Origin of the sequence: Mesorhizobium sp. Cs1299R1N3 (genome assembly GCF_037179625.1) — a bacterium.
GTDB lineage: Bacteria > Pseudomonadota > Alphaproteobacteria > Rhizobiales > Rhizobiaceae > Mesorhizobium > Mesorhizobium salmacidum.
The window spans coordinates 192,163-217,198 of sequence record NZ_JAPYKQ010000006.1 but is presented as its reverse complement, the minus strand read 5'-3'; the positions used below and the strand labels follow the sequence as shown (position 1 = coordinate 217,198).

Below are 25,036 nucleotides of genomic sequence, written 5' to 3'. Positions count from 1 at the left end.
TGCGCCCAGCCGGCTCCGTTGCTGAGCCCTTACTTGGCCGGCTTATACCAGCTGTCGAGGCCGGTCTGCAGCTTCTTGGCCGCGGCTTCGGGCGTATCGGTGCCGTTGATGACGTTGGCCGATTCAACCCAGGTCTCGTTTTCGAGGTTCGGCGTGCCGCGCGACAGGATCTGGTAGGTCGAGCGGATCGTCGACTTGCACTTGCCGCGCCAGGAGACGAATTCCTGCGCCAGCGGGTCCTGCATCTTCACCGGTGCGGAGTTCAGGCTGAAGAAGCCCGGCAGCGCGTTGGCGTAGATGGTGGCGAAGTCCGGCGAGGCCACCCAGGACAGGAAGGTCTTGGCCGCGTCCGCATGCTTGGAGGCTGCGTTCAGGCCCATGCCGATATCGGTATGGTCGGAGATGTAGCAGGTGTCGCCTGCCTTCTCGACCGGCGGCGGGAAGGCGCCCATCTTGAACTGGGCCTGCGTGTTGAACAGGCCGATTTCCCAGGAGCCGGCCGGGTAGATGGCGGCGCGGCCGAGCGTGAACAGGTTCTGGCTGTCCGGATAGGTCTGGGCTTCGAAGCCGTCGCCGAGATAAGGCTTCCACTTGGCCAGTTCCTCGTAGGGAGCGACCCAGTCCTTGTCGGTCAGCTTCTGATCGCCCTTGATCAGCGCCGCGCGGCCGTCCTCGCCCTTCCAGTAGTTGGGGCCGATGTTCTGGTAGCCCATGGTCGCGGCTTCCCAGAGGTCCTTGGTGCCCATCGCCATCGGGATATAGGTGCCGTCGGCCTTGATCTTGTCGAGCGCGGCGAAGAACTCGTCGCGGGTCTGAGGCACCTTGATGCCGAGCTTGTCGAAGGCATCCTTGTTGTAGATGAAGCCGTGGATGACGGATGCCATCGGCACGCAGAAGCTCGCCTTGCCGTCATCGGTCTGCCAGGCGGACTTGGCGACGGGCGAGAAGTTTTCCATGCCGGGCAGTGCGGAGAGATCTGCAAGGTTACCCTTCTTGAACAGTTCGAGCGACTTGTCGAAGGGGCGGCAGGTGATCAGGTCGCCCGCCGAACCGGCGGCGAGCTTGGCGCCGAGCGCGGCGTCATATTCGGTCGGAGCCGACGGGGCGAACACCACCTTGATGCCGGGGTTCTTGGCTTCGAAGGCCGGGATCAGCTTATCCTTCCAGATGGCAAGGTCGTCGCCGCGCCAGCTTTCGATGTTGAGCGTTACGTCCTCGGCGTGAGCCAATCCGGCCGAGCCGAGAATGCTGGTGCCCAGAAGCAGTGCCGTCAGTAGTTTCGTTGTCATGCTCAGTCTCCCTGTTGACCTTTTTCAGGTTCGGTTTTGATGAGAACCTAGGCTTTGGAGCCCTTGTTCCCCTCGATCGCGGAAAGGGCTGGCCGCAGCTTATGGCCTGTCCGTTCCAGTATCTTCTGCGCCGCGTCGGCGCTGTCGGCGCCGGCGGCGAGCAGAATGGCGGTCTTGACCGCGCCGCCGCTCTTTTCGAGCAGGCTGGCGGCCTCTTCGTGGCCGCGGCCACTGACGGCGGCAACGATGCGCGCCGCGCGGTCGCGCAGCTTCATGTTGTCGGCCATGAGGTTCACCATGTAGCCGTCATGGACATGGCCAAGATGAATGGCGGTCAGCGTCGACAGCATGTTGAGCGCGATTTTCTGCGCCGTGCCGGCGCCCATGCGGGTCGAGCCGGCGATGACTTCCGGCGGTGTTTCGAGCAGGATGGCGGTGTCGGCCAGCCGGAGCAGAGCCGTGTCCCTGTTGTTGGCGATGCCGATGGTGGCGGCACCCCGGCGCCGCGCGTCCTCGATGGCGCGCACCGCGTAGGGCGTCGTGCCGCTGGCGGAAAGAGCGATCAGGCAATCGCCCGCGCCGATACCGGCATGGGCGACCGCGGTCGACGCCTCCTCGGTATCATCCTCAGGCCCGCCAGCCAGCGTCCTGAAGGCTTCGTCGCCGCCGGCGATCAGGATGGCGATGCGGTCGCGCTGGATGCCGAACGTGCCGGGCAGTTCCAGCGCGTCGGCCAGCGCCATCAGGCCGGAGCTGCCGGCCGCGGCATAGGCAAGCTTGCCGCCGCTGCTCAGGCAGCCTGCAATGATCTCGGCTGCCTTGGCGATGGAGGGAATGGCGTTGCGGACGGCCTTCGCGGCCTCGACCTGCGCATCGGCCAGCGAGCCGAGGATCGCTTCGGGAGCCTGGATATCCAGCCCCTCGGCATTCCCATGCGGCGCTTCGGTGCGCGGTTCGGCCATCCCAGTTCCTCCAATCCACGAAACAATACCAAAAAAATACCACTTGTCCACACGCATTAACGAATTCGTGGACGGGAAATCGCTGAGCCGGCGAATTGCCCAGTTTTCTCAATGAAATGCGGCTTAATCTTTTTGAAACGGAAATTAACCCTTGGCTATTGGTATTTTATTGGTATTATCCGCCCGGAGGAGAAATCGCGTGAAATTCGTGCTCGGAATCGATGGCGGCGGCACCAGCTGCAGGGCCGCGCTGGCTACGGTGGACGGCGTTGTGGTCGGCCGCGCCAAAAGCGGCGCCGCCAACATCCGCACCGACCTCACCGGCGCCCGCTCGAACATCGTCGATGCGGCGCGGCAGGCTTTCATCGCCGCCGGGCAAGATCCCGAGCTAATCCCGCAAACACCGGCCATTCTCGGCCTTGCCGGCGCCAATGTCGGAACCTATAGGCAGCAGCTCGAAGCGATCCTGCCGTTCAGCACCAGCCGTGTCGAGACAGATGCGGAAATCGCGCTCGAAGGCGCGGTCGGTTCGGGTGACGGCGCGATGGCGATCCTTGGCACCGGCACAGCCTATATGGCGCGCAAGAACGGCAAATCGCGTGCCATCGGCGGCTGGGGGTTCCAGGTCGGCGACCAGGGCAGCGGCGCCCGCATCGGCCGCGACCTCCTGGAACAGACATTGCTCGCGCATGATGGCGTGCGCCAGGCCTCGCCGCTGACCGACAGCATGATGGCCGTTTTCCGCAACAATCCCGAGGACGTGGTCGAATTCACCACCAACGCCAAGCCCGGCGATTTCGGCGGCTTCGCGCCGAAAGTGTTCGAACACGCGCAAAAAGGCGACATCGTCGCCAACTGGATCCTCGACAAGGCGGTCGCCGATGTCGAGGCCTCGCTCGGCGCGCTCGACCTCGCGGCCGAAGCGCCGCTCTGCTTGCTCGGCGGGCTGGCGCCGCTCTATGCGCCGCGCCTGTCGGCGCGCTACCGCGCCCTGCTGAAGGAACCGCTCGACGATGCGCTAGGCGGTGCGGTGCAGATGGCGGCGCGTCTGTTCGCCAGGACGGAGGCCACACGATGAGCGATGCCGCCGACCAGATCTTCACCGCGCTCAAACAATCCTCGCAAAGCGGTGCGCCGCTTTATCTGCAGCTGCGCAAAAGCATCGAGGACGCGGTCAATCGCGGCCTGATCGGCCCGGGCGACGCGCTGCCTTCCGAGCGCGACATCGCCACCAAGGCCGACATTTCGCGCGTCACCGTGCGCAAGGCGGTGCAGGACCTGGTCAAGGGCGGCATATTGGTGCAGCGCCACGGCTCCGGCACTTTCGTGGCGCCGCGCATGGAACGCGTCGAGCAGTCGCTGTCGCGGCTGACCTCCTTCACCGAGGACATGGCGCGGCGTGGCATGGCGGTGCGCTCGGCCTGGCTCGATCGTGGCCTCTACGCGCCGTCGCCCGACGAGATGATGGTGCTCGGCCTGTCGTCGAACGAACTGGTGGCGCGCGTGGCGCGCCTGCGCATCGCCAACGATACGCCGCTGGCGATCGAACGCGCCTCGCTGTCGGCCAGCGTGCTGCCCGACCCGGCCGGCATTGGCTCCTCGCTCTACGCGGCACTGGAACTGACCGGCAACCGGCCGGTGCGCGCCGTGCAGCGCATCTCCGCCGCCAATCTCGGCGATGGCGATGCGCGCCTGCTCGAAGTGCCGCCAGCCATTGCCGGCCTGCACATCGAGCGTATTTCTTATCTCGCGAGCGGCAAGGTGATCGAGTTCACCCGCTCCATCTACCGGGGCGACGCCTATGATTTCGTCGCCGAACTGCGGCTGACAGGGCCAAGCGAAGAGGGCCGACCATGATTGCCAACACCACTCATATGCAGCGCGAGATCGAGGAGATCCCGCAGGCCGTGGCCCGCCTGCTCGACGGCTCGGGAGCGGTGCTGGCCGAAGCCGGGCGCGGCATCCGGGAACGCGACCCGCATTTCGTCGTCACCGTGGCACGTGGCTCGTCCGACCACGCCGCCACCTTCATGAAATATGCCGTCGAGCTGACCGCGGGCCTTGCCGTCGCCTCGGTCGGGCCCTCTATCGCGTCGATCTACGGCCGCAAGCTCCGGCTCGGCGGCTCGGCCTGCCTGGCGATCTCGCAATCGGGCAAGAGCCCCGACATCGTCGCCATGGCCGAAACCGCCCGGGCCGGCGGCGCGCTGACCATCGCCGTAACCAACACCGCCGATTCGCCGCTCGCACGCGCCTCGGATTTCGCCATCGACATCCTGGCCGGCCCCGAGCGCAGCGTCGCGGCAACCAAGACCTTCATCAACTCCGCCGTTGCCGGGCTCGCCCTGATGGCGCATTCGACCGGCGACGAAGCGCTTCTCGCGGCACTGGCCCGCCTGCCCGAGCATTTCGGCAAGGCGATCGCCTGCGACTGGATGAGCGTTCTGGCCGAAACGATCGAGAAGCAGAAGTCGCTGTTCATTCTCGGCCGCGGCCCGTCGGCGGCGATGGCCAACGAGGCGGCGCTGAAGTTCAAGGAGACCTGCGGCATGCATGCGGAGGCCTACAGCGCGGCCGAAGTCATGCACGGCCCTCTGGCGCTGATCGGCCCCGACTTTCCGGTGCTGGCGCTGGCCGCGCGCGACGCCTCCGAGCCCTCCGTCGCCGAAGCCGCCGACAGCCTGGCGGCCAAGGGCGCGCCGGTGTTCGTCACCTCGGCACTCGTCAATCGCGCCACGCGCCTGCCGCATGTCGCCACCGGTCACCCACTGACCGATCCACTGACGCTGATCGTCTCCTTCTACATGTTCGTCGAGGCCTTTGCCCGGCATCGCGGCCTCGACCCGGACGCACCACGCAACCTTCGCAAGGTGACGGAGACCATATGAGCGACCGTTTTGCCCTGACCGGCGCCCGCATTTTCGACGGCGACGACTGGCATGAAGGCGCAGCACTTGTCGTGCGCGACGGCCTCGTAGAAGCCATGCTGCCGCAAGGCGCGCTTCCCGGGGATATCCGCGTCATCGACACCGGTGGCGGCATGCTGGTGCCGGGCTTCGTCGATATCCAGGTCAATGGCGGCGGCGGGGTGATGCTCAACGACCATCCCGACGTCGCCTCGATCGAAACCATCTGCCGCGCGCATGCGCCATTCGGCACGACGGCGCTGCTGCCGACGCTGATCACCGACACGCCCGCAATCACCGCCGCCGCGATCGCCGCCGGCGAAGCGGCAGCGCTGCAGAAAGTGCCGGGTTTTCTCGGCCTGCATCTGGAAGGTCCGCATCTGTCGATCGCCCGAAAGGGCGCGCACGATCCGGCGCTGATCCGGCCGATGACGGACGCCGACCAGGCCATGCTGGTCGCGGCACGCCAGAAGCTGCCGGTGCTGCTGATCACGATCGCGCCGGAATCCGTCGACGCGGCCCGCGTCAGGGCGTTGGCCAAGGCCGGGATCATCGTCGGCCTCGGCCATTCGGACACGGGCCATGCCACGGCAAAAGCCTTCGCCGAGGCCGGCGCCAGCGTCGTTACCCACCTCTTCAACGCAATGAGCCAGATCGGCAATCGCGAGCCCGGACTGGCGGGCGCGGCCATCGACATCGGTACCTTGTCGGCCGGCCTGATCGCAGACGGCATCCATGTCCATCCGGCCACGATCAGGATCGCGCTCGATGCCAAGCAGGGACCGGGCAGGATCGTGCTGGTCACCGACGCGATGGCGACCATCGGCACCGATATGAGCTCGTTCACGCTCAACGGCCGCACCATCTACCGCAAGGACGGGAGCCTCAGGCTTGCCGACGGCACGCTGGCTGGCGCCGACCTCGACATGATCTCTGCAATCCGGTTCATGCACCGCACCGTTGGGCTCGAGCTGTCCGAAGCCCTGCGCATGGCCTCGCTCTATCCGGCGCAGGCGATCGGCCAGTCGCACCGGCTCGGCCGCTTCGCCAATGGCACGGCGGCGGACATCGTTGCGCTGTCGGACGATCTTGGCATAGGAAGCGTCTGGATCGGCGGCGACAAGGTGTTCGAGGCTGTCGCTCCCCGCTGAGAGCGAGGCCATGCGGACAATCGATTGTGTCGTCGCCGGAGCAGGCGTCGTCGGCCTTGCAGTCGCCAAGGCGCTTGCCTTGTCGGGCCGCGAGGTGGTGGTGATCGAAAAGGCCGACGCGATTGGCACCGTCACCAGTTCACGCAATTCGGAAGTCATCCATGCCGGGCTCCATTATGCGCCTGGCAGCCTGAAGGCCCGGCTCTGCGTCGAAGGCCGCCGGCTTCTCTACGCCTACTGCGCCGAACATGATATCGGCCATCGCCGCGCCGGCAAGCTGATCGTCGCCAGCGAGCCAGGCCAGGCGGACAGGTTGCGGGCGATCGAGGCCAATGCGAAGCGCTGCGGGGTCGACGATCTCCAGCTTTTGACGCGCGGCGAGGCCGAGCGCCTGGAACCGGCGCTGACCTGCGCTTCCGCGTTGCTGTCGCCGTCGACCGGCATCATAGACAGCCATGCGCTGATGCTGTCGCTGCGCGGCGACGCCGAAGCCGCCGGCGCGTCCTTCGCGTTCCTCACTTGCGTTGCCGGAGCGGCGATCGAAACCGACGGGATCCGGATCGACACGCGCGATGCCAATGGCGAGACCTTCGCCTTGGAGGCCGGCGCTTTCGTCAACGCCACAGGCCTTGACGCGCAGGCGGTGGCCAGCCGGATCGAGGGTTTCCCGAGGATGCTCATCCCCCGGCAGTGGCTGGCTCGCGGCAATTATTTCGCGCTTCCGGGGCGCTCGCCGTTTTCGCGCCTGATCTATCCGGTTCCGGTCGAAGGCGGCCTCGGCATCCACCTGACGCTCGACCTCGCCGGCAATGCGCGCTTTGGCCCCGACGTCGAATGGATCGACGGCGTGGATTACACGGTCGACCCCGGCCGAAGCGCTGTCTTCTACGAGGCGATCCGCCGCTATTGGCCTGATCTTGCGGGTGACGCGCTGCAGCCGGCCTATGCCGGCATCAGGCCGAAGCTGTCCGGCCCGGGTCAAGCTTCAGCCGATTTCATGATCCAGGGTCCAGCCGATCATGGCGCGAGCCAGATCGTCAATCTGTTCGGCATCGAGAGCCCCGGCCTGACGGCGAGCCTGGCGATCGCCGACCATGTCGTCGAACTCTTGTACCCGACCTGAACCGGCACGTCGCGCCGGGCCGGAGCGGGATATCTGCTTAGCCGACTTTGGTTGAGGCGTAGAGGTCCTTGTAGCTGTCGCGCAGCAAGTTCTTCTGCACCTTGCCCATCGTGTTGCGCGGCAGTTCGTCGACGAAGATCACCCGTTTCGGGTGCTTGTACTTCGCCATGCGGCCGGTGATGGCGTCGAGGATTTCGGCCGCGGTGATCCGCGACGCGGGCGAGCGCACGACGACAGCGGTGACGCCTTCGCCGAAGTCCGGATGGGCAAGGCCGATGACGGCGCTTTCCAGGACGCCGTCGAGCGCGTCGATCTCGCTTTCGAGCTCCTTCGGATAGACGTTGTAACCGCCTGAGATAATCAGGTCCTTGCCGCGACCGACGATGTGGACATAGCCGCCGGCATCGATCATGCCGAGATCGCCGGTGATGAAGAAGCCGTCGGCGCGGAATTCCGCCCTGGTCTTTTCCGGCATGCGCCAGTAGCCGCCGAACACGTTGGGACCCTTGACCTCGATCATGCCGACCTCGCCCTGGCCAAGCGGCTTGCCGGAATCGGGATCGGCGATGCGCAGCGATACGCCAGGCAAGGGGAAGCCGACCGTGCCGGCGCGCCGCTCGCCCTCATAGGGGTTGGAAGTGTTCATGTTGGTCTCGGTCATGCCATAGCGCTCGAGGATGGCATGGCCGGTACGCTCGCTCCAGGCCTTGTGCGTTTCGGCCAGCAGCGGCGCGGAACCGGAAACGAACAGCCGGATGTTTTTCGCCGCCTCGCGATCCAGCCCCTCCTGCTGCAGCAGCCTGGTGTAGAAGGTCGGTACGCCCATCAGCGCGGTGGCGCGCGGCAGCAGCGAGACGATGCGGCCCGCGTCGAATTTCTGCTCGAACAGCATCGAGGCGCCGGCCATCAGGACGACATTGGTGGCGACGAACAGGCCGTGCGTGTGGAAGATCGGCAGCGCGTGGATCAGCACGTCGTCCCTGGTGAAGCGCCATTGCTCGACCAGCACCTGCGCGTTCGAGGCGAGGTTCTCGTGGCTGAGCATGGCGCCTTTCGAGCGGCCGGTCGTTCCCGACGTGTAGAGGATCGCCGCAAGGTCGTCGCCGCCGCGCTCGACATCGTGGAAATCGGAGGACTGGCGGGACGCCTGGTCCGCAAGCGATCCCCGGCCATTGCGGTCGAGCGTGACCACGATGGCACCGGACGGGTCGACCATCCCACGGATATCCGCCGACCGTGCCGGATCGCAGACGATGACCCGGGGTGCCGCATCGTCGAAGAAATAGCCGAGTTCGGCCAGCGTGTAGGCGGTGTTGAGCGGCAGGAAGACGGCGCCGGCGCGCACGCAGGCGAGATAGAGCAAAACCATCTCCGGGCTCTTCTCGACCTGCACGGCGACCCGGTCGCCGGGCGCGACGTCCATTTGCAGGAGCGCATGCGCGAACTGCGCCGACCGCGCCAGCATGTCACCATAGGTGAGCGAGCGTCCATCATCGGTTTCCATCAACAGATGACCAGGCGCCGGCATCCGGGACCGGAATGCATCGAACAGATGATTGCTCATGAAATCTTCCTGAATGACCGCAATTGGGGTGACGGCACTTGGGGGTGATAGCAATGTCGACGCCGATCGTGGGTCGGCACGCGGCGAAGCGTTCGCGTTTCCCGGCCCGGCCGTCAAGCCGCAAACGGCTGCCCGGCGTCTACCGAAAAAGTTCGAGAGATGGGACAGCAGAGCGCGCCGATCAAACAGCCGTCAACGGTGGACGCGCTGGCCCGGACCGGCGGCGACCTTTGGCGCCTCGCCTTGCTTGAAGCGTTCCATGCACATGGCGGCGGTCAGCTGGTAGTGATCGATCAGGGCCTGGACGGCGCCATCCGCGTTTCCGTCCAGCGCATTTTCGGCAATCAGCCGGTGTTCGGCGAAATCGTCGCGCTGGATGCTCTCGCCGTCATTGGCCATCTGCCGATAGCGGTAGGCGTGATCGGAAAGCTGGTCGCAGAACCCCACCAGCCAGTGCGACCGGCAGGCCGAGATCAGCACCCGATGGAAAGTGCGATGCAATTTCTCCCAGTCCGGATTGAGCGACGAGGTACTTTGCGGCGAAAGCCGTGAGGCGCGCCCCAGGCGATGCAGCGCCAGCACCAATTGTTCTTCCCATTCGGCGGTGCGGTGGGCGATCGATTCGCGCAACGCCCGCTCCTCGAGCCAGCAGCGGGTGCGCGTCAGCTCCTCGAGTTCGGCCGCACTGACCGGCATGATGAAGAAGCCACGCTGGTCGTGGCGGCCGAGGAGGCCTTCCGAGGCAAGGCGATTGAGAGCTTCGCGAACCGGAGAGGCACCGGCGCCATACTTGGAAACGACCCACTCGACGCGCAGCTTGCTTTCGGCTTCCAGAGCGCCGCCGAGAAGATCATCACGCAATTGATGATAGACCGTACTGGCAAGCGTACTCTTGGCGCCCGTGCCGTCGTCGTTCAGATTGGCAGCTCCATATGTCAAAGCGACTCCTTGTCCCCAACTGTCGTGTTGGGCAATTCGAGTCAGAAATTCCCCTTCTGTACATGTACCATACAGCGCCACGCTTCCGCCGCTCAAGCAGAAGATCGCGCTATTGTACTTTAGAACAAAGAAATATACCCAATCGGCACGCCGATCGCGGGAATTCGAATATCTCTACAACCAGCAGAACCTTAAAGCGTTTTGTATGCACGCATGGTCATCTGTTTCTTGTGTCCCCATGCGAGCATCTTTTCTGCCGCGCGCAAAAGACAGTCGCGGTTTGGTCGGTTCAGGCCTTCTGCACGGATTTGATTCGGCCCGGACGCCGGGAGCCACTCTCCGCACCACGTTCTTGGACCGACCGAAATTGAAAACCGGTCGATCGGGCCGAGTTAGCCGGCGGCCTTGTCGGCCGCGGTCCTGATCGCCTCGATGTTGGCGCGGTACGCTTCGACGCTGCCGCCCCTGAAGATGGCAGCACCGGCCACCAGCACGTCGGCGCCGGCAGATGTGACCAGCGGCGCGGTTTCCGGAGAGACGCCGCCGTCGATCTCGATGCGGATCGGCCGGTCGCCGATCAATGCCTTGACCCTTTTCACCTTGTCGACCATTGCCGGGATGAAGGCCTGCCCGCCGAAACCCGGATTGACGGTCATGATCAGGATCAGGTCGAGCCGGTCGAGCACATATTCGACGGCGCTTTCCGGCGTCGCCGGATTGAGCGAGACGCCGGCCTTCTTGCCGAGGTTCCTGATGGTCTGCAGCGAGCGGTCGAGATGCGGCCCGGCCTCGGCATGCACCGTCATGCCGTCGCAACCGGCCTCGGCGAAGGCGGCGAGATAGGGATCGGCGGGCGCGATCATCAGGTGGCAGTCGAAAAAGGCCTTGGTGCGGTTGCGGATCGCCTTGATGACAGGCGGGCCGAAGGTGATGTTCGGCACGAAATGCCCGTCCATCACGTCGAGATGGATCCAGTCGGCACCGGCCGCCGCCACCGCCTCGACCTCGTCACCGAGCTTCGAGAAATCCGATGCCAGCACCGACGGTGCGATCAAGGTTTTTTTGCTCATCTCGCGGCCTTTCCGGGCGCCCTTTCATACGGTCGCCCCGAACCGACTGCCTAAAGCGCTCCCGGCGACTTGTCGAGGGCGCAAGTACAGCGGTTCCACAGGCAGGGGTATCGTCGCGGCGTTAGCCGATCCTGTTGCCGTCAATCACCGCCTGCCTTGATCATAAAGAAAACCCGCCGGATTGCTCCGGCGGGTGGTTCTCGTTTGGCGTCACGCGGATGGTTACTGCTGCTGGAGTTTCAAGACCCTGTTTGGAACCGGATCCTGTTGCTGGTCGATCTGTTGCCTGCGTCGCGGCAGCAATTGCAGCAGTTGACCCGGATCGATTTCCAGCGACGGCTGCCCGCGTATCGGCCTGCAGTTCGGATACCGCCCGATCGTACCCTCCGGGCAGTGTCGCCTGAAGATGGGCTGGCACTGGCCGTTGACCATCTGCGAGCCCGGCGCGCATTCGCTCTCTTGCCTGGGCTTGCGGCATGCGCCGTCGATCACCTCGGTCCCACGCGGACAGACGCATTCGCCGCGCTTGTTGTGGACCTGGGCGCGTATGTCGCACTGCTGCATGTCAGGCTGCTTGCGCCGGCAGGCATTGCCTTGCACCTCCGTACCCCTCGGGCAGACGCAATTGCCATCGGAGTCATGGACCTGGCCACGAATGGTGCACTGGTCAGGCTGCGGACGGATCGGACGGCAGGCCCGGTCTCGCACCTCGGTGCCTTGCGGGCAGACGCAGTCCCCGTCCGCGTTGTGGACCTGGCCACGGATGCTGCACTGCTCGGGCTTCGGCCTGATCGGGCGACAGGCGCCGTCGCGCACCTCGGTGCCTTGCGGGCAGACGCAGTCCCCGTCCGCATTGTGGACCTGGCCACGGATGCCGCACTGCTCGGGCTTCGGCCGAGTTGGGCGGCAGGCGCCGTTGCGCACCTCGGTGCCTTGCGGGCAGACACAGTCACCGTCGGCATTGCGGAACTGGCCAGGGATGCGGCACTGCTGTGGTTTTGGCCGGATCTGACGGCAGGCGCCGTCTCGCACCTCGGTGCCGCGCGGGCAGCCACAGTCGCCGTCGGCGTCGTGGACCTGACCACGGATGCTGCACTGCTCGGGCTTGTCGGTCCTGACGCATTTTCCGTTCTCCAGCTCCGTGCCGCGCGGGCAGACGCAACGTCCGTCCTCGGTGCGGATCTGGCCTTCGAGCAGCACGCAGCGCGGCGGCGGTGGCAACGGCAGAACATTGGTGCCGCCGCCCGTGCACTGGCCGTTGCGGAAGGTGGTGCCTTCCGGGCAGACGCAGCGGCCGGCGTCGTTCATGACAAAGCCCGGCGAGCACTCATTCTTCACCTCATGCGTGATGATGAACGGATGGCACGCATAGGCCTTGCCGCGATCGCCCTGGACGCTGGTCGCATCCTTGGACAGCACGTCGGCGCCGCCCTGCACCCGTGTGTCGGGAGAGAGCACGCCAACGCAGTTCTGGCCATTGACGTTGCCCTGCAGATTGGCAAGACGCCCATCGTCGGGGATGACCACTGTCACACGGTGGGACTGGCTTTCGCCGGCGCCGAGGGTCAGGTTGGCGATGCAGGAGGCCGGCAAGCTCGTCGGTTCCGGCGAGCAGCCGAAGGGCGGGTCGATCGAAGTGATCGCAACGCCTTCCAGTCGGCCAAGCCCTTCCACCCCGATCGCATCGCCGATGCGGACCGGACCCAAGAAGGGGCTCGTCCCGTCATTTGTGATGGTGATGTCGAACGAGCAGGGCCGGCCGAGCCTGCATTCGCGGTCGCCGGTCTTCTCGACACGGATGGTCGAGGAGCCGCCGCCCTTGGCGCAGGCCTGGCCGATCGGATAGACAACGTCGTCGCCCTGCGCCGGGCCATAGGAGCCGCGCGCGCAGTTCTCGAACTCGCCATTGGCCGAGACCGTCACGTCGAAGTGCCTTGAGGTCCCGGGTGTCATGACGGCGCCGGGAATCTGGCACGACAATGCATTGGCCGGAACCGGTCCGCACGCCCATTCCGCGCCGTCAGGGGTGACGGTCTGGATCTGCACGGGCGCTCCGCCCGACACCAGCGTGGCGGCATCGTTGACCCGCACCGGACCGGTGGGGGCAGCCGTGCCGACGCTGCTGATGGTGATGCGGCAGGAAACCAGCGCCGCACCAGCCAGCGAGCCGTTGCACACCTTGGTGATGCGCAAGGTCGGCTGGCCGCCATTGGGATGGCGGATGCGTTCCTTGGCGCAGGCCCTGTTGTTGGTGAGATCGACCTCACCGGGGATGGCCCTCACCTCGGCGCAATTCTCGACCATGTCCGACCGATAGCTGGCCGGCACGACCGCCTTGACGAAGATCGGCGTCGAGGCGCCCGCAGGCAGCGAGATGCCGGCATTGTCGCAGCGGAACTGGCCGGGGCCGTTCGGGCCGCATGTCCAGGGCGGGCTCGGTCCGAAGGTGGAGGATGTCGGCGCGCCGCTTGGGTAGTTGTCGATCACCGTCAGCGGCCCGTTATAGGTCGATGTGCCGTTGTTGATGATGTCGATGATGAAGGTGCAGACGCCATCGGCGGTGCAGACTTCGGTGCGGGCACGCTTCTTGAGGATCAGGTCGACCTTCTTTTCGACCGGCGGCTGGCAATCCGGGTTGCGGTCGCCGCGGCGGCAGATCGGGATCGACGCGCAGCCCCGGTCATTGGCCTGGCTGCCGAAAAGCGACTTGCCGCTGGCGCCGTAATTATAGGTGGCGCAGTTGCGCAGTACGCTGCCTTGCCAGCCTCCGGCCGGCCTGAAGCCGAGCTTGAGGTCGACAAAGGCCCCCGGATTGAGCGTGGTTACCGGGTAGGTGCACGTCATCGGGGTGGTTCCCGGCGCGCAGACCCAGGGCGGATTGGGCCCTGAACTCAGCGTCGAGCCGGCCGGCAGCGTCACCTCGTCGAGCACGATCTTGCCGTTGTAAGGCCCCGTGCCGACATTGGTGACCCGGATGGTGAAGTCGCAGCCGCCGGCCATGGTGCAGCGTGTGACATCGGCATGCTTTTCAACCTTGAGATCCGGCTCCTTGTCCCTGGGCGGGCACCTCTGGTCACGCGGGATGACGATGTCGATGGTTTGCGTGCAGCACCGGCCCCAGCCCTCCTTCGGTCCGGCATAGGTCTCGATGCCGGTGACGATGAGGTGGATGACGTCGCCGGGTGACGCGCCGACGATCTTCCAGTTGAGCACCCCGCCGCCCGCCGGCACCTTCTGGGTGTCGGGGATGATGGTGATGCCTGACGAGGTCGTCGACACCTGCACCCACTTGCCGCCCATCTCCGGGCCGACAGGCATGTGATAGATGAAGGCACCACCGCCGGGCACGCAGTCGACCGTGCCGCGCTCGACCTTGAAGCACTCATGGTCGGTTGGGGGCGGAGGTTGCTTGTCGCATTTGGTGAGGTCGATCCGGATCGAGGTCTTTTCGCCGGTCGCGATGTTGCCATCGTCCGGCTTGCCCGGATCCTGCGAGGGGATGATGGTTCCCGTGCCGATGCCGCCGGTGACCTTGATCAGGCCCTGATTGTCGACATTGAGCGGCGCCAGAAACGCAGCGTGGTCGATCTTGGCCGTGATGCGGAAGGTGATGACGCGTTCGTTCAGTGCGCCCGAGCCATCGAGATCGCTGGCGGACATCCGGAAATCGGAAACCGTTGCCGTATCGCTGGGTCCGGCCGAATTGCTGATGACGGCGGCAGGCAAAGGCCCACCCGATGCATCGGTGCCGTCGCCGGAGACCGTCACGTTGACGATGGAAAGACCGTGCGGAAGCTGATCCTTGAACTCGAGCTGGGCTTTCTTCAGCGCCGCCTCGAGGCCCGGATCGGCAAAGCCCTGCGGATTGCCGCGCAGGCCGAAGGTCAAGGTGTAGAAGACATAGTCGCAGCTGCGCTGGCCGCCGGTCTTGGTGAAGAACGGCACGACACGTCCGGGCTCCGGATTGATGATGCGCGGATTGTCGAGTTGCAACGGCTGCACATCTGGGCTGGTGACAGCCTGGACGGTCTGGGCGGCGGATGCCGGCAGTGCGGGCGCAAGGGCGACCGCGATACCGGCAGCCATCAGCCAGCGCGCACCGCGCCTGGCATATGACAGGGGTTTCATGATCGTCTCCATGACGGTTTTTTGCGTTTGGGTCGCGAGCGGGGATGGGGCAAGACTGTTCATCTTCGCCTCCTCAACGTTCGCAGCTGACGGCTGGGGTCCGGAGCGGCAAGGTCATCTTGCAGCAAGGGTAGTAGCCACCCTTGTCCTTGTCGGACTTCCTGTAGAAGCAAAGTCCAACATCCACTCTGTCGCCCGGATAGTGGCCGGTGATGTCGATCGTGTACGGCTTGCCCAGTGCATGCGACATGGGTGAGGTCACCCCGACGCCTGGCGTCCTGGACTGGGCCTTGATCGAATCGCCGCCGAAGCCGGCATGGTCATGGAGATAGAGATCGGCCTCGAGGCCATGCGGCGTGCAAAAATACTGCACGTCCTCGACATCGAGACACGGAGGCAGATTGCCGGGCGGTGGGAAGTCCGGCGGGTAGAAGGGGGGCTCATAGCCGCCCGGTATTTCCTCATAATAGCCGGCACGGCCCTCGCAAGGGTGCCAGACGGCGACGTCGCCGACATGGCCTTCCACTTCAGGATCCTCGAAATAGCCGTCGAAATCGACGAACCAGGAGCCGAAGGGCGGCACGTTGGCCGGCTTGACCAGGTCCTTGGGCGTGATCTGCACGCCATGGACGGCAAGCGGCCCGCCGGCAGCGAGCTTTTCGGCGAGCTCGGGGTTGTCGCGCAATTTGTCGCCGGTGTTGACCAAGGTCTGGGTGCAGACCGAGGTGTCGAGATTGCCGTCGGCGTCGTAGCCGTATTGCAGGTCGAGGCCGCCGGCCGACTGCCTGTTGCCTTGCGGGAAGCCGACCGCGTATTCCTGCGGCGCTTCCACCCAGATCGATTCCGTCGAGGGATCGTCCGGGTTTTCCCTGAAGTAGCGGATGACCTCGCCCTTGCCGGAATCGGCGAAGCGGCTGTAGTCGTAGCGGTTTTCGGTCGGGCCGCGTTGCGCAAGGTACATGAAGCCGCTGTTGTCGAAGGCGATGTCGGTGACGGCGTAGTCCTTGTCGGCCTTGACCGTCAGTTCCCAATGCGGATCGCCGGCGAAGGTGCCGTCGCGGGCAATGCCCACCGACCAGATTTCGGACTTTTCGCCGACCGAATAGTAGAGCCGGCCGCCATGATAGGAGACGGCCCAGACGCGGCGCTCGTCCTGGGTGTAGCCCCAGGTCTCGGCGTCTTCGGTGTCGAAGGCGGCGCCCTGTATGTCCATCACCGCGCCATCGTCGGCGACGGGAGCCAGCCCATGCGCCGGTCGCCCTGCGACGCCATGGTCGAAGGTGTCGATCGGTCCGCCGTCGGCGTCGATGCGGTGGATCAGGCCGGTGTCGAGGTCGGAGGCGAAAAACTGGCGATGGACGGGATCGAAGGTGAGGTTGCCGATGCCGGGACCGCTGTTGGTGTCGATGTCGGCGAATTTGGCGACCTGGCCGGTGATGCCGTCGATCTTCCAGATGGTGCCCGGTCCGCCGCCGTTTTCGGTGCCGAACTGACCCTCCATGAAAGTGGCGCCCGCCGTGCCGCGGCGCTGCCGCTCCGGCCTGCCGTCCTTGTCGGCGTCCGGCGTGACGATTTCGACGCCATGCAGCGAGGTGGCGGCGGCATAGAGGTTGGGAATGCCCGATGGCACACCGCCGCGCACGCCGTCATCATAGGCGAGGCCGAACACCTCGCCGATCTGGCCTGATGTCACCTCGAAAGGCGGCGGCGTGAAGACGAGCTGGCCGGAGGCCGGGCCGCCCAGGTGCGAAACATCGAACACGCGCAAGCTGGCGCGCGAAGTGTCGATGAAGGTCTCGTCGACCGGATCGACGCCGGGTGGCAAGCCCTCGTCGAAATTGGGGATGATGGTGCCGGGGAAGCCGGTCACCGCCATCGAGCCGGGATAAATGATCTGGGTTTCCTGCGCCTGGGCGGCGCCTCCAAGCCACAGGCTGGCGGCAAGTGCCAGGGCCAGCAAGCCGCTGCCTGCATGCGCGGCTCGTCGCAAGCCGCCGGCAAAATGGAGAGAAGACACAAACGTGCCGTGGACGCGAGACATGAAGCTACCCCCGTTAGCCACGGGAGAAACACCCGGCATCGCCGCGCAAATCAGGGCAAGGCGCGGTGGTCCGGCACGTTCTTCCCTGATCGAATTGTCTGCTTTCCTCATAGTCACGATACGCCTGCTCCTGCGCAGGGTCAACGGAATCAGCGGAAAGCCCAGCGCATCGACCCCGTCCCGAAGGCGGTGGTCGCGCCGAGCTCCTGTTGGTCCCGGAGACCATGGAGTCTCTGGGTTGCTGGTCATGGGGGCTTCCTTTCCGGGGCCGCACCATGCGGCACCTGGACATCAGTCGCGGGCGGAGGTGGAAAGGTTCATGGAAGCCTTGCGCAGAATGCTTGCGCGCGATGCCGCCTGTTCTTATATACGCGCCAAGCCGTGCGGCGCCGGAGAACCGGTGGCCGGACGGGATTTCTTGTGAACAGGGGCTTTCGTCGGAACGCCTTACCGGGTCCTGAGAGCCTGCTTAGCGGAGAGACTAGAAAAATGGCAAAAGTAATCGGTATCGATCTCGGCACCACCAACTCCTGTATCGCCATCATGGATGGCAAGGAGCCGAAGGTGATCGAGAATGCGGAAGGCGCGCGCACGACGCCTTCCATCGTCGCCATCTCGGGCGACGGCGAACGTCTCGTCGGCCAGCCGGCCAAGCGCCAGGCGGTCACCAATCCTGAAAACACCATCTTCGCGGTCAAGCGCCTGATCGGCCGCCGCTATGACGATCCGGTGACGGAGAAGGACAAGAAGCTCGTCCCCTACAAGATCGTCAAGGGCGACAATGGCGATGCCTGGGTCGAGGCCGGCGGCAAGAAGCAGTCGCCCTCGCAGATCTCGGCCATGATCCTGCAGAAGATGAAGGAAACGGCGGAGGCCTATCTCGGCGAGAAGGTCGAGAAGGCGGTCATCACCGTTCCGGCCTATTTCAACGACGCCCAGCGTCAGGCGACCAAGGACGCCGGCAAGATCGCCGGCCTCGAAGTGCTGCGCATCATCAACGAGCCGACCGCGGCAGCGCTTGCCTATGGCCTCGACAAGAAGGAAGGCAAGACCATTGCCGTCTATGACCTTGGCGGCGGCACGTTCGACATTTCGGTGCTCGAGATCGGCGACGGCGTGTTCGAGGTGAAGTCGACCAATGGCGACACCTTCCTCGGCGGCGAGGATTTCGACATGCGCCTGGTCGAGTATCTGGCGGCCGAGTTCAAGAAGGAACAGGGCATAGACCTGAAGAACGACAAGCTCGCCCTGCAGCGCCTCAAGGAGGCGGCCGAGAAGGCCAAGATCGAGCTGTCGTCGACGACGCAGACCGAAATCAACCTGCCCTTCATCACCGCCGACGCGACCGGACCGAAGCACCTGACGCTGAAGCTGACGCGCGCCAAGTTCGAAAGCCTGGTCGAGGATCTCGTCCAGCGCACCATCGAGCCGTGCAAGGCGGCGCTCAAGGACGCCGGCCTGAAGGCCGCTGAGATCGACGAAGTGGTCCTGGTCGGCGGCATGACCCGCATGCCCAAGATCCAGGAGATCGTGAAGCAGTTCTTCGGCAAGGAGCCGCACAAGGGCGTCAACCCGGATGAGGTCGTCGCACTCGGCGCCGCCATCCAGGCCGGCGTGCTGCAGGGCGACGTCAAGGACGTGCTGCTGCTCGACGTGACGCCGCTGTCGCTCGGCATCGAGACGCTGGGCGGCGTGTTCACCCGTCTGATCGAACGCAACACGACGATCCCGACCAAGAAGAGCCAGGTGTTCTCGACGGCCGAAGATTCGCAGTCGGCCGTGACCATCCGCGTCTTCCAGGGCGAGCGTGAAATGGCCGCCGACAACAAGGCGCTCGGCCAGTTCGACCTGGTCGGCATTCCGCCGGCGCCGCGCGGCGTGCCGCAGATCGAAGTCACGTTCGACATCGACGCCAACGGCATCGTCAACGTCTCGGCCAAGGACAAGGGCACTGGCAAGGAGCACCAGATCCGCATCCAGGCGTCGGGTGGTCTTTCGGACGCCGACATCGAGAAGATGGTCAAGGATGCCGAGGCCAATGCCGACACCGACAAGAAGCGTCGCGCCGTGGTCGAGGCCCGCAACCAGGCCGAAGCCCTGGTGCATTCGTCGGAGAAGTCGCTGAAGGAATATGGCGACAAGGTCTCCGAGGCCGAGCGCACCGCTATATCCGATGCGATCGCGGCGCTGAAGACCGCTGCCGAGGGCGACGATCCGGCCGACATCGAGGCCAAGAGCCAGGTGCTTGCCGAAGCCTCCATGAAGCTTGGCCAGGCCATGTACGAGGCCTCGCAGAAGGAAGCGGCGGAAGCCGATGCCAAGGCGGATGCCGCCAAGGACTCCGATGTGGTCGACGCCGATTTCGAGGAAATCGACGAGGACGACGACAAGAAGAAGTCGGCCTGAACGGCCTGACGGCAAGATAATGCGAAAAGCCCGGCGCAAGGCCGGGCTTTTTTGCAACCCTCGCTGAAAAAAATGCGCGCGCTGCCGAAAAAATCACCGAAAACCACGGACAAGTTCGCGCCGGCCCTAGCATACGGGCAGCACCGCTCCTAAATCGAACAACGTGCCGGCAAACGACGCACACCATGCATCAAGACGTTGATCCGGAACTGCGGGAAAAAATGAAAGCTGATTTCTACGAAACGCTGGGCGTGCAAAAGGGCGCCGACGACAAGGAGCTCAAGAGCGCTTTTCGCAAGCTCGCCATGCAGTTCCATCCCGACCGCAACCCCGGCGATCATTCCTGCGAGCACAAGTTCAAGGAAATCAATGAAGCCTACGAGACGCTGAAGGACCCGCAGAAGCGCGCGGCCTATGACCGTTTCGGCCACGCCGCCTTCGAGCAGGGCGGCATGAATGGCGCGCAGGGCTTTGGTGCGGGTGGCTTTGCCGATATCTTCGAGGATATTTTCGGCGACATGATGGGCGGCCGCCAGCGCCGCTCTTCCGGCGGCCGCGAGCGCGGCGCCGACCTGCGCTACAACATGGAAATCTCGCTGGAGGAAGCCTTCGCGGGCAAGACCGCGCAAATCCGCGTGCCAGCTTCGATATCCTGCACGGAATGCTCGGGCAGCGGCGCGAAGCCCGGCACCCAGCCGGTCACCTGCTCGATGTGCAACGGCCACGGCAAGGTGCGCGCCACGCAGGGCTTTTTCTCGATCGAGCGGACCTGCCCGCAATGCCAGGGGCGCGGCCAGACGATCAAGGATCCGTGCCCGAAATGCGCCGGCCAAGGCCGCGTCACCGAGGAACGCTCGCTGTCGGTCAACATCCCGGCCGGCATCGAGGACGGCACCCGCATCCGCCTTGCCAATGAGGGCGAGGCCGGGCTGCGCGGCGGGCCGTCGGGCGACCTCTATATCTTCCTGGCCGTCAAGCCACACGAATTCTTCCAGCGCGACGGCGCCGATCTCTATTGCAAGGTGCCGATCTCGATGACGACGGCAGCCCTTGGCGGCTCGTTCGAGGTGACGACGCTCGACGGTACCCAGACCAAGGTGAAGGTGACCGAAGGTACGCAGAACGGACGCCAGTTCCGCCTCAAGGGCAAGGGCATGCCGGTGTTGCGCCAACCCAATGTCGGCGACCTCTACATCCAGACCGCGGTCGAGACGCCGCAGAACCTGTCGCGCCGCCAGCGCGAATTGCTGGAGGAGTTCGAACAACTCTCCTCGCAGGACAATTCGCCCCAATCGAGCGGCTTTTTCGCCCGCATGAAGGACTTTTTCGAATCTTTCGGCGAGCGTTGAGACGCGACCAAAGCTATCTTATCCACGACACAGGCAGGGCAGCGCCTTGCCTTGCGTCACCCAGGTGTTAAGTAGCTTCCAAGGGGAGCGCTGAGGAGAGCTTGCATGGCACGTGGTCACGGACTGCGGAAGGCGTTTGCCGAGAAGTTCGACGACGAACTCAAATTCTTCAAGGGCTGGATCGACAAGCCGAAGACGGTCGGCTCCATCGTTCCGACCAGTTCGATCACCGCACGCAAGATGGCTTCGATCGTCAACCCGAAGTCCGGACTGCCGGTGCTCGAGGTCGGTCCCGGTACCGGGGTCATCACCCGCGCCATCCTCGCCCAGGGCGTGCGGCCTGAAAACCTCTACGCGGTCGAATATTCCACCGATTTCGTGCGCCACCTGCGCCAGCTCTATCCCGGCGTCAACGTCATCGAGGGCGATGCCTTCAACCTCAACGCCACGCTTGGCGAGAGAAGCGGGATGATCTTCGATAGCGTCGTTTCCGGCGTGCCGCTGCTCAACTTCCCGGTCGCCCAGCGCATCGCCTATATCGAAAGCCTGCTCGACCGCATCCCGGCCGGACGGCCGATCGTGCAGCTGACCTATGGTCCGATGTCGCCGATCCCGGCCGGCCGCGGCGACTACACGGTCAAGCATTTCGACTTCATCTTCCGCAACATCCCGCCGACGCAGCTGTGGATCTACAGGCGCGGCAGCGGCGATTGACGCGGATTCTCGCCCAGTATCCCGCCTGCTTCGCCGGGAAAACGAATTGGTGATTTATCGCCGTTCGATATCATTTGATATTTAATTGCAGGTATAGAGAAACTGCTGATCGGTATAGCGGGGCTCCGGATGCATAAGGAGCTACCCTTGCGCCTCGTATATTCCCTATTGTTGTTTTTTTCTGTATTTCTGGCAACGGCGCCATTGGCCGCCGAGCCCATCTCGCTTCGAGGACAGTGGCGACAAGTCGCCTCGAATGCCGGGGCTTGTGACAGTTGTCGTGTATCGATTGAGCAGCACGGTAATGCGCTTTTGGTGACAGCGAATAACGGATGGACGGCAACAGTTGTTCCAGACCAGGCTGGCGGTCGATTCGCGAGGGGAGAAGGGCGATGGGGTTCTGACTCTGGTGGTTCCTATAAAGGACAGCCTTTTCAGATTCTTGTTGCCTCGAAAGATGGCGGACGGATGTGGATGGCCATGTCCGTGAGATCGGCAAAAGGTAGGCAAGCAGTCATCCAAGCGGTCTTTGAACTGGAGTACCCCGCCGATACTGAACTTTGAAATCGCCGCGCCTCCGACGTCCATGATGCGCCTCCGTGTCTAGCGGCAACAATATGAGCTTGGCTATTTGATTCAGTCCGTGCATCGCCTATAGCTGCCGCGACAGCATGGGAGACTCGATGCCGATCATCCCGAAAATCCTCGTCTTCGCCGGCTCGGTGCGCAGCGGCGCCTATAGCGGCAGGACCGCCGACGTGGCGCAGAAGGAACTTGCGGTGCAAGGCGCCGAGGTGACCCGCATTTCGCTCGCCGATTATCCCTTGCCGATCCTCGACGAGGACCTGGAAAAGGAAAATGGCATCCCTGAAAACGCCCAGAAGCTGGCGCGATTGATCGCCGTCCATGATGGGCTGCTGATCGCGACGCCTGAATATAACGGCTCCATCCCGCCGTTGCTCAAGAACACGATCGACTGGGTGAGCCGGGTGCGACGGGATGGCGGCCAGACGGTCAGGCCGCTTGCCGGCAAGGTCGCCGGCCTCTGCTCGTCCTCCAAAGGCCATTTTGCCGGCATCCGCTGCATCAATCATCTGCGCGCCGTGCTGGTGCGTTGCCGGATGGAGGTGGTGACGCCGGAATGCTCGGTGCCGGAGGGTGGCGACGCCTTCGATGGGGACGGCCATTTCCGTGACGAAAGACTGCACAAATCGATGGAGCACCTATGCCGCACGCTGATCGAAACCTCACGCATGCTGTCGACCAGGGTCGAGGCGTGACTGCCGCTACCATGCAGGCTCACCCCATGCAGGCCAAATCCATGCAGGAAAGATTGATCGTCGGCCTCGACGTGCCGACCGTGACGGAGGCCGAGCAGGCGGTGCGCGAGCTCGACGGTGTCGTCTCCTTCTACAAGATCGGCTATCAGCTGGCCTTTGCCGGCGGGCTCGACTTCGCCAGGGAGCTGGCCAGCGGCGGAACGAAAATCTTCCTCGACATGAAGCTGCTCGACATCGACCACACGGTGGCCAAAGGCGTCGAGAACATCGTCAAGATGGGCATGACCATGCTGACCATACATGCTTATCCCAAGGCGATGCAGGCGGCGGTGGAGGCAGCGCGCGGCAGCGAGCTTTGCCTGCTTGCCGTCAGCGTCCTGACCTCGATGGATGAGCAGGACATGATCGATGCCGGCTATGAATATGACCCGCACACGCTGGTGCTGAGGCGCTCGGAACAGGCGCTGCATGCCGGCATGGGCGGCATCGTCTGCTCGGCCGCGGAGGCCGAAGCGGTGCGCCGCCTCGTCGGGCCCGACATGGCGGTGGTGACACCCGGCATACGCCCCGTGGGCAGCGATCATGGCGACCAGAAGCGCGTGATGACACCTGCGCAAGCCATTCGCAGCGGCTCCAGCCACCTGGTCGTCGGGCGCCCGATCGTCGCTGCGGCGGACAGACGCGCGGCGGCTGAAGCCATCCTCGACGAAATGCGCTCGGCGTAAGGAATAGGGAGAAGAAGAATGCCCAAGGGATACTGGATCGCCCGCGTCGATGTGCGCGACGCGGAAGGCTACAAGGATTACGTCGCGGCGGCGAAGCCGGCTTTCGAGCGCTTCGGCGCGAAATTCCTGGCCCGTGGCGGCGAGCATGAGAAAGCCGAGGGCCCAGGGCGCGCGCGCAATGTGCTCATCGAGTTCGAATCGCTCGCCGCCGCGCATGACTGCTACCATTCGCCGGAATATCAACGCGCAGTGACGATCCGCCAGAAGGTGGCCGACGGCGAGATCGTGCTGGTGGAAGGGGTCTAGCGAAAGAGCCTGTTCGCCGCGGTTTCCGCCATCGCGTCGACGAGTTCCAGCCCCCATTGCTGGCGGCAATAAGCGCGGAAATCGAAGCACGGCAGGCCGGGGCAGACCTCGAACTCGATGAGATGAACCGTATCGTCGGCCTCGACGCGCAGGTCGACGGAAAACACGTCCCGCAGGCCGAGCCCGTCCATCAACCGTTTGGCAATCGTGTGGATTCTGGCATCGGCCACCGGCTGACTGTTTGCGACCGGAGCGAGTTCGGGTTCGGCATAATGCCCAGCGGCCTTCGCCGCCTCGCCGGTGTCGCCATAAAGCGCCAGGCTGTCGGCCATGGTCTGGAAATCCGCGCCTGACTCGACAAAGGCGATGCCAAGCGCCTCGGCACCGGTTTGCGGCGTCAGCCCAAGGAAGCTGGCGCGCACATTGCGGCCCGCGACATAGGGCTGGACGACGACATCATCGCGATAGGCCGCGAAAACACGCCGGCTAAGCTCCAGCGCGTGACCGAGATCGGTTACGCGCGAATCCGGCCAGATGCCGATCTTGGCGCCGAGCCTGTTGGGCTTGACGAACCAGCCGGCGGCGGAGGCCGGCGGCTCGACCAGCCAGTTTCCATTCCGGGCAAGACCCGCCTGCGGCACCGGCAGGCCGAGCGCGCCAAGCACGGCGCCGGAACGGAACTTGTCCTGGCAGAGCGCGAACAGCGCATCGTCCGCTCCGATCGTCCTCATTCCGTTGAGCCGAGCCAGCGCGGGTGCGGCGCCGCCCCGGAAATAGGCGATGCCGTCGGTCAGCGTCCAGACCAGCGTCGTGGAAGGATCGGCTTCGGTGAGCGCGCTCGCGGCATGGTCCAGCTCCACCGCCGCGAAGGTGAGGCCACGCCTGTCACAGGCGGCGGCCAGCGCGTCGAATTCGGGGGCGAGGTCGGTCGATTGCGCCAGATAGGACGATATCTCGGCCGCGCGCTGCGGTGCGTGACCGTCGGCGACCAGGCGGTCGAAGCAGGCCTTCACCGGCTCGTGAACGAGGATCAGCTTTGGCTTGTGACTCGACATGAGACGAACATTCCCGGCGGTGCGATCA

At 64.6% G+C, this 25,036-nt stretch carries 19 protein-coding genes; 11 read left to right on the top strand and 8 right to left on the bottom strand.

Features of this window, described 5'->3' with window-relative positions; translation table 11 throughout:
- Positions 1–29: 29 nt before the first annotated feature.
- On the bottom strand, positions 30–1,289 hold the full coding sequence (locus O7B34_RS16210) for an ABC transporter substrate-binding protein (protein WP_337131682.1): 1,260 nt from the start codon (positions 1,287–1,289) through the stop codon (positions 30–32).
- 47 nt (positions 1,290–1,336) lie between these two features.
- Positions 1,337–2,251, bottom strand: coding sequence for an N-acetylmuramic acid 6-phosphate etherase (locus O7B34_RS16205; RefSeq protein ID WP_337146989.1), 915 nt, complete (start codon positions 2,249–2,251; stop codon positions 1,337–1,339).
- Between the two features lie 199 nt (positions 2,252–2,450).
- Here O7B34_RS16205 and O7B34_RS16200 point away from each other — a divergent pair, with 199 nt between their 5' ends.
- From O7B34_RS16200 to O7B34_RS16180, 5 genes are read left to right on the top strand one after another with little or no spacing between them, the layout of a single operon-like run.
- On the top strand, positions 2,451–3,329 hold the full coding sequence (locus O7B34_RS16200) for an N-acetylglucosamine kinase (RefSeq protein ID WP_337146987.1): 879 nt from the start codon (positions 2,451–2,453) through the stop codon (positions 3,327–3,329).
- On the top strand, positions 3,326–4,108 hold the full coding sequence (locus tag O7B34_RS16195) for a GntR family transcriptional regulator (RefSeq protein ID WP_337146986.1): 783 nt from the start codon (positions 3,326–3,328) through the stop codon (positions 4,106–4,108). The genes O7B34_RS16200 and O7B34_RS16195 overlap by 4 nt, the downstream gene beginning before the upstream one ends.
- Positions 4,105–5,139 (top strand): SIS domain-containing protein, encoded by a 1,035-nt coding sequence (locus O7B34_RS16190; protein ID WP_337146985.1) that lies wholly within the window; start codon positions 4,105–4,107, stop codon positions 5,137–5,139. The genes O7B34_RS16195 and O7B34_RS16190 overlap by 4 nt, the downstream gene beginning before the upstream one ends.
- On the top strand, positions 5,136–6,308 hold the full coding sequence (gene nagA, locus O7B34_RS16185; RefSeq protein WP_337146984.1) for an N-acetylglucosamine-6-phosphate deacetylase: 1,173 nt from the start codon (positions 5,136–5,138) through the stop codon (positions 6,306–6,308). The genes O7B34_RS16190 and nagA overlap by 4 nt, the downstream gene beginning before the upstream one ends.
- 10 nt (positions 6,309–6,318) lie before the next feature.
- Complete coding sequence (locus tag O7B34_RS16180) at positions 6,319–7,431, top strand: NAD(P)/FAD-dependent oxidoreductase (RefSeq protein WP_337146983.1); 1,113 nt, start codon at positions 6,319–6,321, stop codon at positions 7,429–7,431.
- A gap of 37 nt (positions 7,432–7,468) precedes the next feature.
- Here O7B34_RS16180 and O7B34_RS16175 read toward each other — a convergent pair whose 3' ends face one another.
- The 5 genes from O7B34_RS16175 to O7B34_RS16155 form a co-directional block, all read right to left on the bottom strand.
- Positions 7,469–8,995, bottom strand: a complete 1,527-nt coding sequence (locus tag O7B34_RS16175) for a malonate--CoA ligase (protein WP_337146982.1) — start codon at positions 8,993–8,995, stop codon at positions 7,469–7,471.
- 192 nt (positions 8,996–9,187) lie between these two features.
- A complete protein-coding gene (locus O7B34_RS16170) occupies positions 9,188–9,934 on the bottom strand; it encodes a GntR family transcriptional regulator (RefSeq protein ID WP_337147116.1) in 747 nt (248 codons plus the stop codon).
- 392 nt (positions 9,935–10,326) lie between these two features.
- Positions 10,327–11,004 carry a ribulose-phosphate 3-epimerase gene (rpe, locus tag O7B34_RS16165; RefSeq protein ID WP_027142504.1) on the bottom strand — a complete coding sequence of 226 codons (678 nt, stop codon included), beginning with the start codon at positions 11,002–11,004 and terminating at the stop codon, positions 10,327–10,329.
- A gap of 222 nt (positions 11,005–11,226) precedes the next feature.
- A complete protein-coding gene (locus O7B34_RS16160) occupies positions 11,227–15,006 on the bottom strand; it encodes a DUF7929 domain-containing protein (protein WP_442920970.1) in 3,780 nt (1,259 codons plus the stop codon).
- Positions 15,007–15,205: 199 nt separating this feature from the next.
- Positions 15,206–17,173 carry a hypothetical protein gene (locus O7B34_RS16155; protein ID WP_337146980.1) on the bottom strand — a complete coding sequence of 656 codons (1,968 nt, stop codon included), beginning with the start codon at positions 17,171–17,173 and terminating at the stop codon, positions 15,206–15,208.
- A 489-nt stretch (positions 17,174–17,662) separates the two neighbouring features.
- Here O7B34_RS16155 and dnaK point away from each other — a divergent pair, with 489 nt between their 5' ends.
- The 6 genes from dnaK to O7B34_RS16125 all read left to right on the top strand — a co-directional run bounded on the left by dnaK (position 17,663) and on the right by O7B34_RS16125 (position 23,953).
- A complete protein-coding gene (gene dnaK / locus O7B34_RS16150; protein ID WP_140506953.1) occupies positions 17,663–19,579 on the top strand; it encodes a molecular chaperone DnaK in 1,917 nt (638 codons plus the stop codon).
- Between the two features lie 221 nt (positions 19,580–19,800).
- A complete protein-coding gene (gene dnaJ / locus O7B34_RS16145) occupies positions 19,801–20,928 on the top strand; it encodes a molecular chaperone DnaJ (RefSeq protein ID WP_140715790.1) in 1,128 nt (375 codons plus the stop codon).
- A 105-nt stretch (positions 20,929–21,033) separates the two neighbouring features.
- On the top strand, positions 21,034–21,642 hold the full coding sequence (gene pmtA / locus O7B34_RS16140) for a phospholipid N-methyltransferase PmtA (protein WP_027142509.1): 609 nt from the start codon (positions 21,034–21,036) through the stop codon (positions 21,640–21,642).
- Positions 21,643–22,325: 683 nt separating this feature from the next.
- Positions 22,326–22,922 (top strand): NADPH-dependent FMN reductase, encoded by a 597-nt coding sequence (locus tag O7B34_RS16135; protein WP_337141025.1) that lies wholly within the window; start codon positions 22,326–22,328, stop codon positions 22,920–22,922.
- A gap of 11 nt (positions 22,923–22,933) precedes the next feature.
- The gene (gene pyrF, locus O7B34_RS16130; RefSeq protein ID WP_181165994.1) at positions 22,934–23,647 is read left to right on the top strand and encodes an orotidine-5'-phosphate decarboxylase; all 714 of its coding nucleotides are present in this window, start codon (positions 22,934–22,936) and stop codon (positions 23,645–23,647) included.
- Positions 23,648–23,665: 18 nt separating this feature from the next.
- Entirely contained in the window at positions 23,666–23,953 is a 288-nt protein-coding gene (locus O7B34_RS16125; RefSeq protein ID WP_337146978.1) for a DUF1330 domain-containing protein, read from the top strand.
- On the opposite strand, the gene O7B34_RS16120 is transcribed toward O7B34_RS16125, so the two are convergent.
- Positions 23,950–25,008, bottom strand: coding sequence for a D-alanine:D-lactate ligase-like protein (locus O7B34_RS16120; protein ID WP_337146976.1), 1,059 nt, complete (start codon positions 25,006–25,008; stop codon positions 23,950–23,952). The genes O7B34_RS16125 and O7B34_RS16120 overlap by 4 nt on opposite strands.
- Positions 25,009–25,036 lie beyond the last annotated feature (28 nt).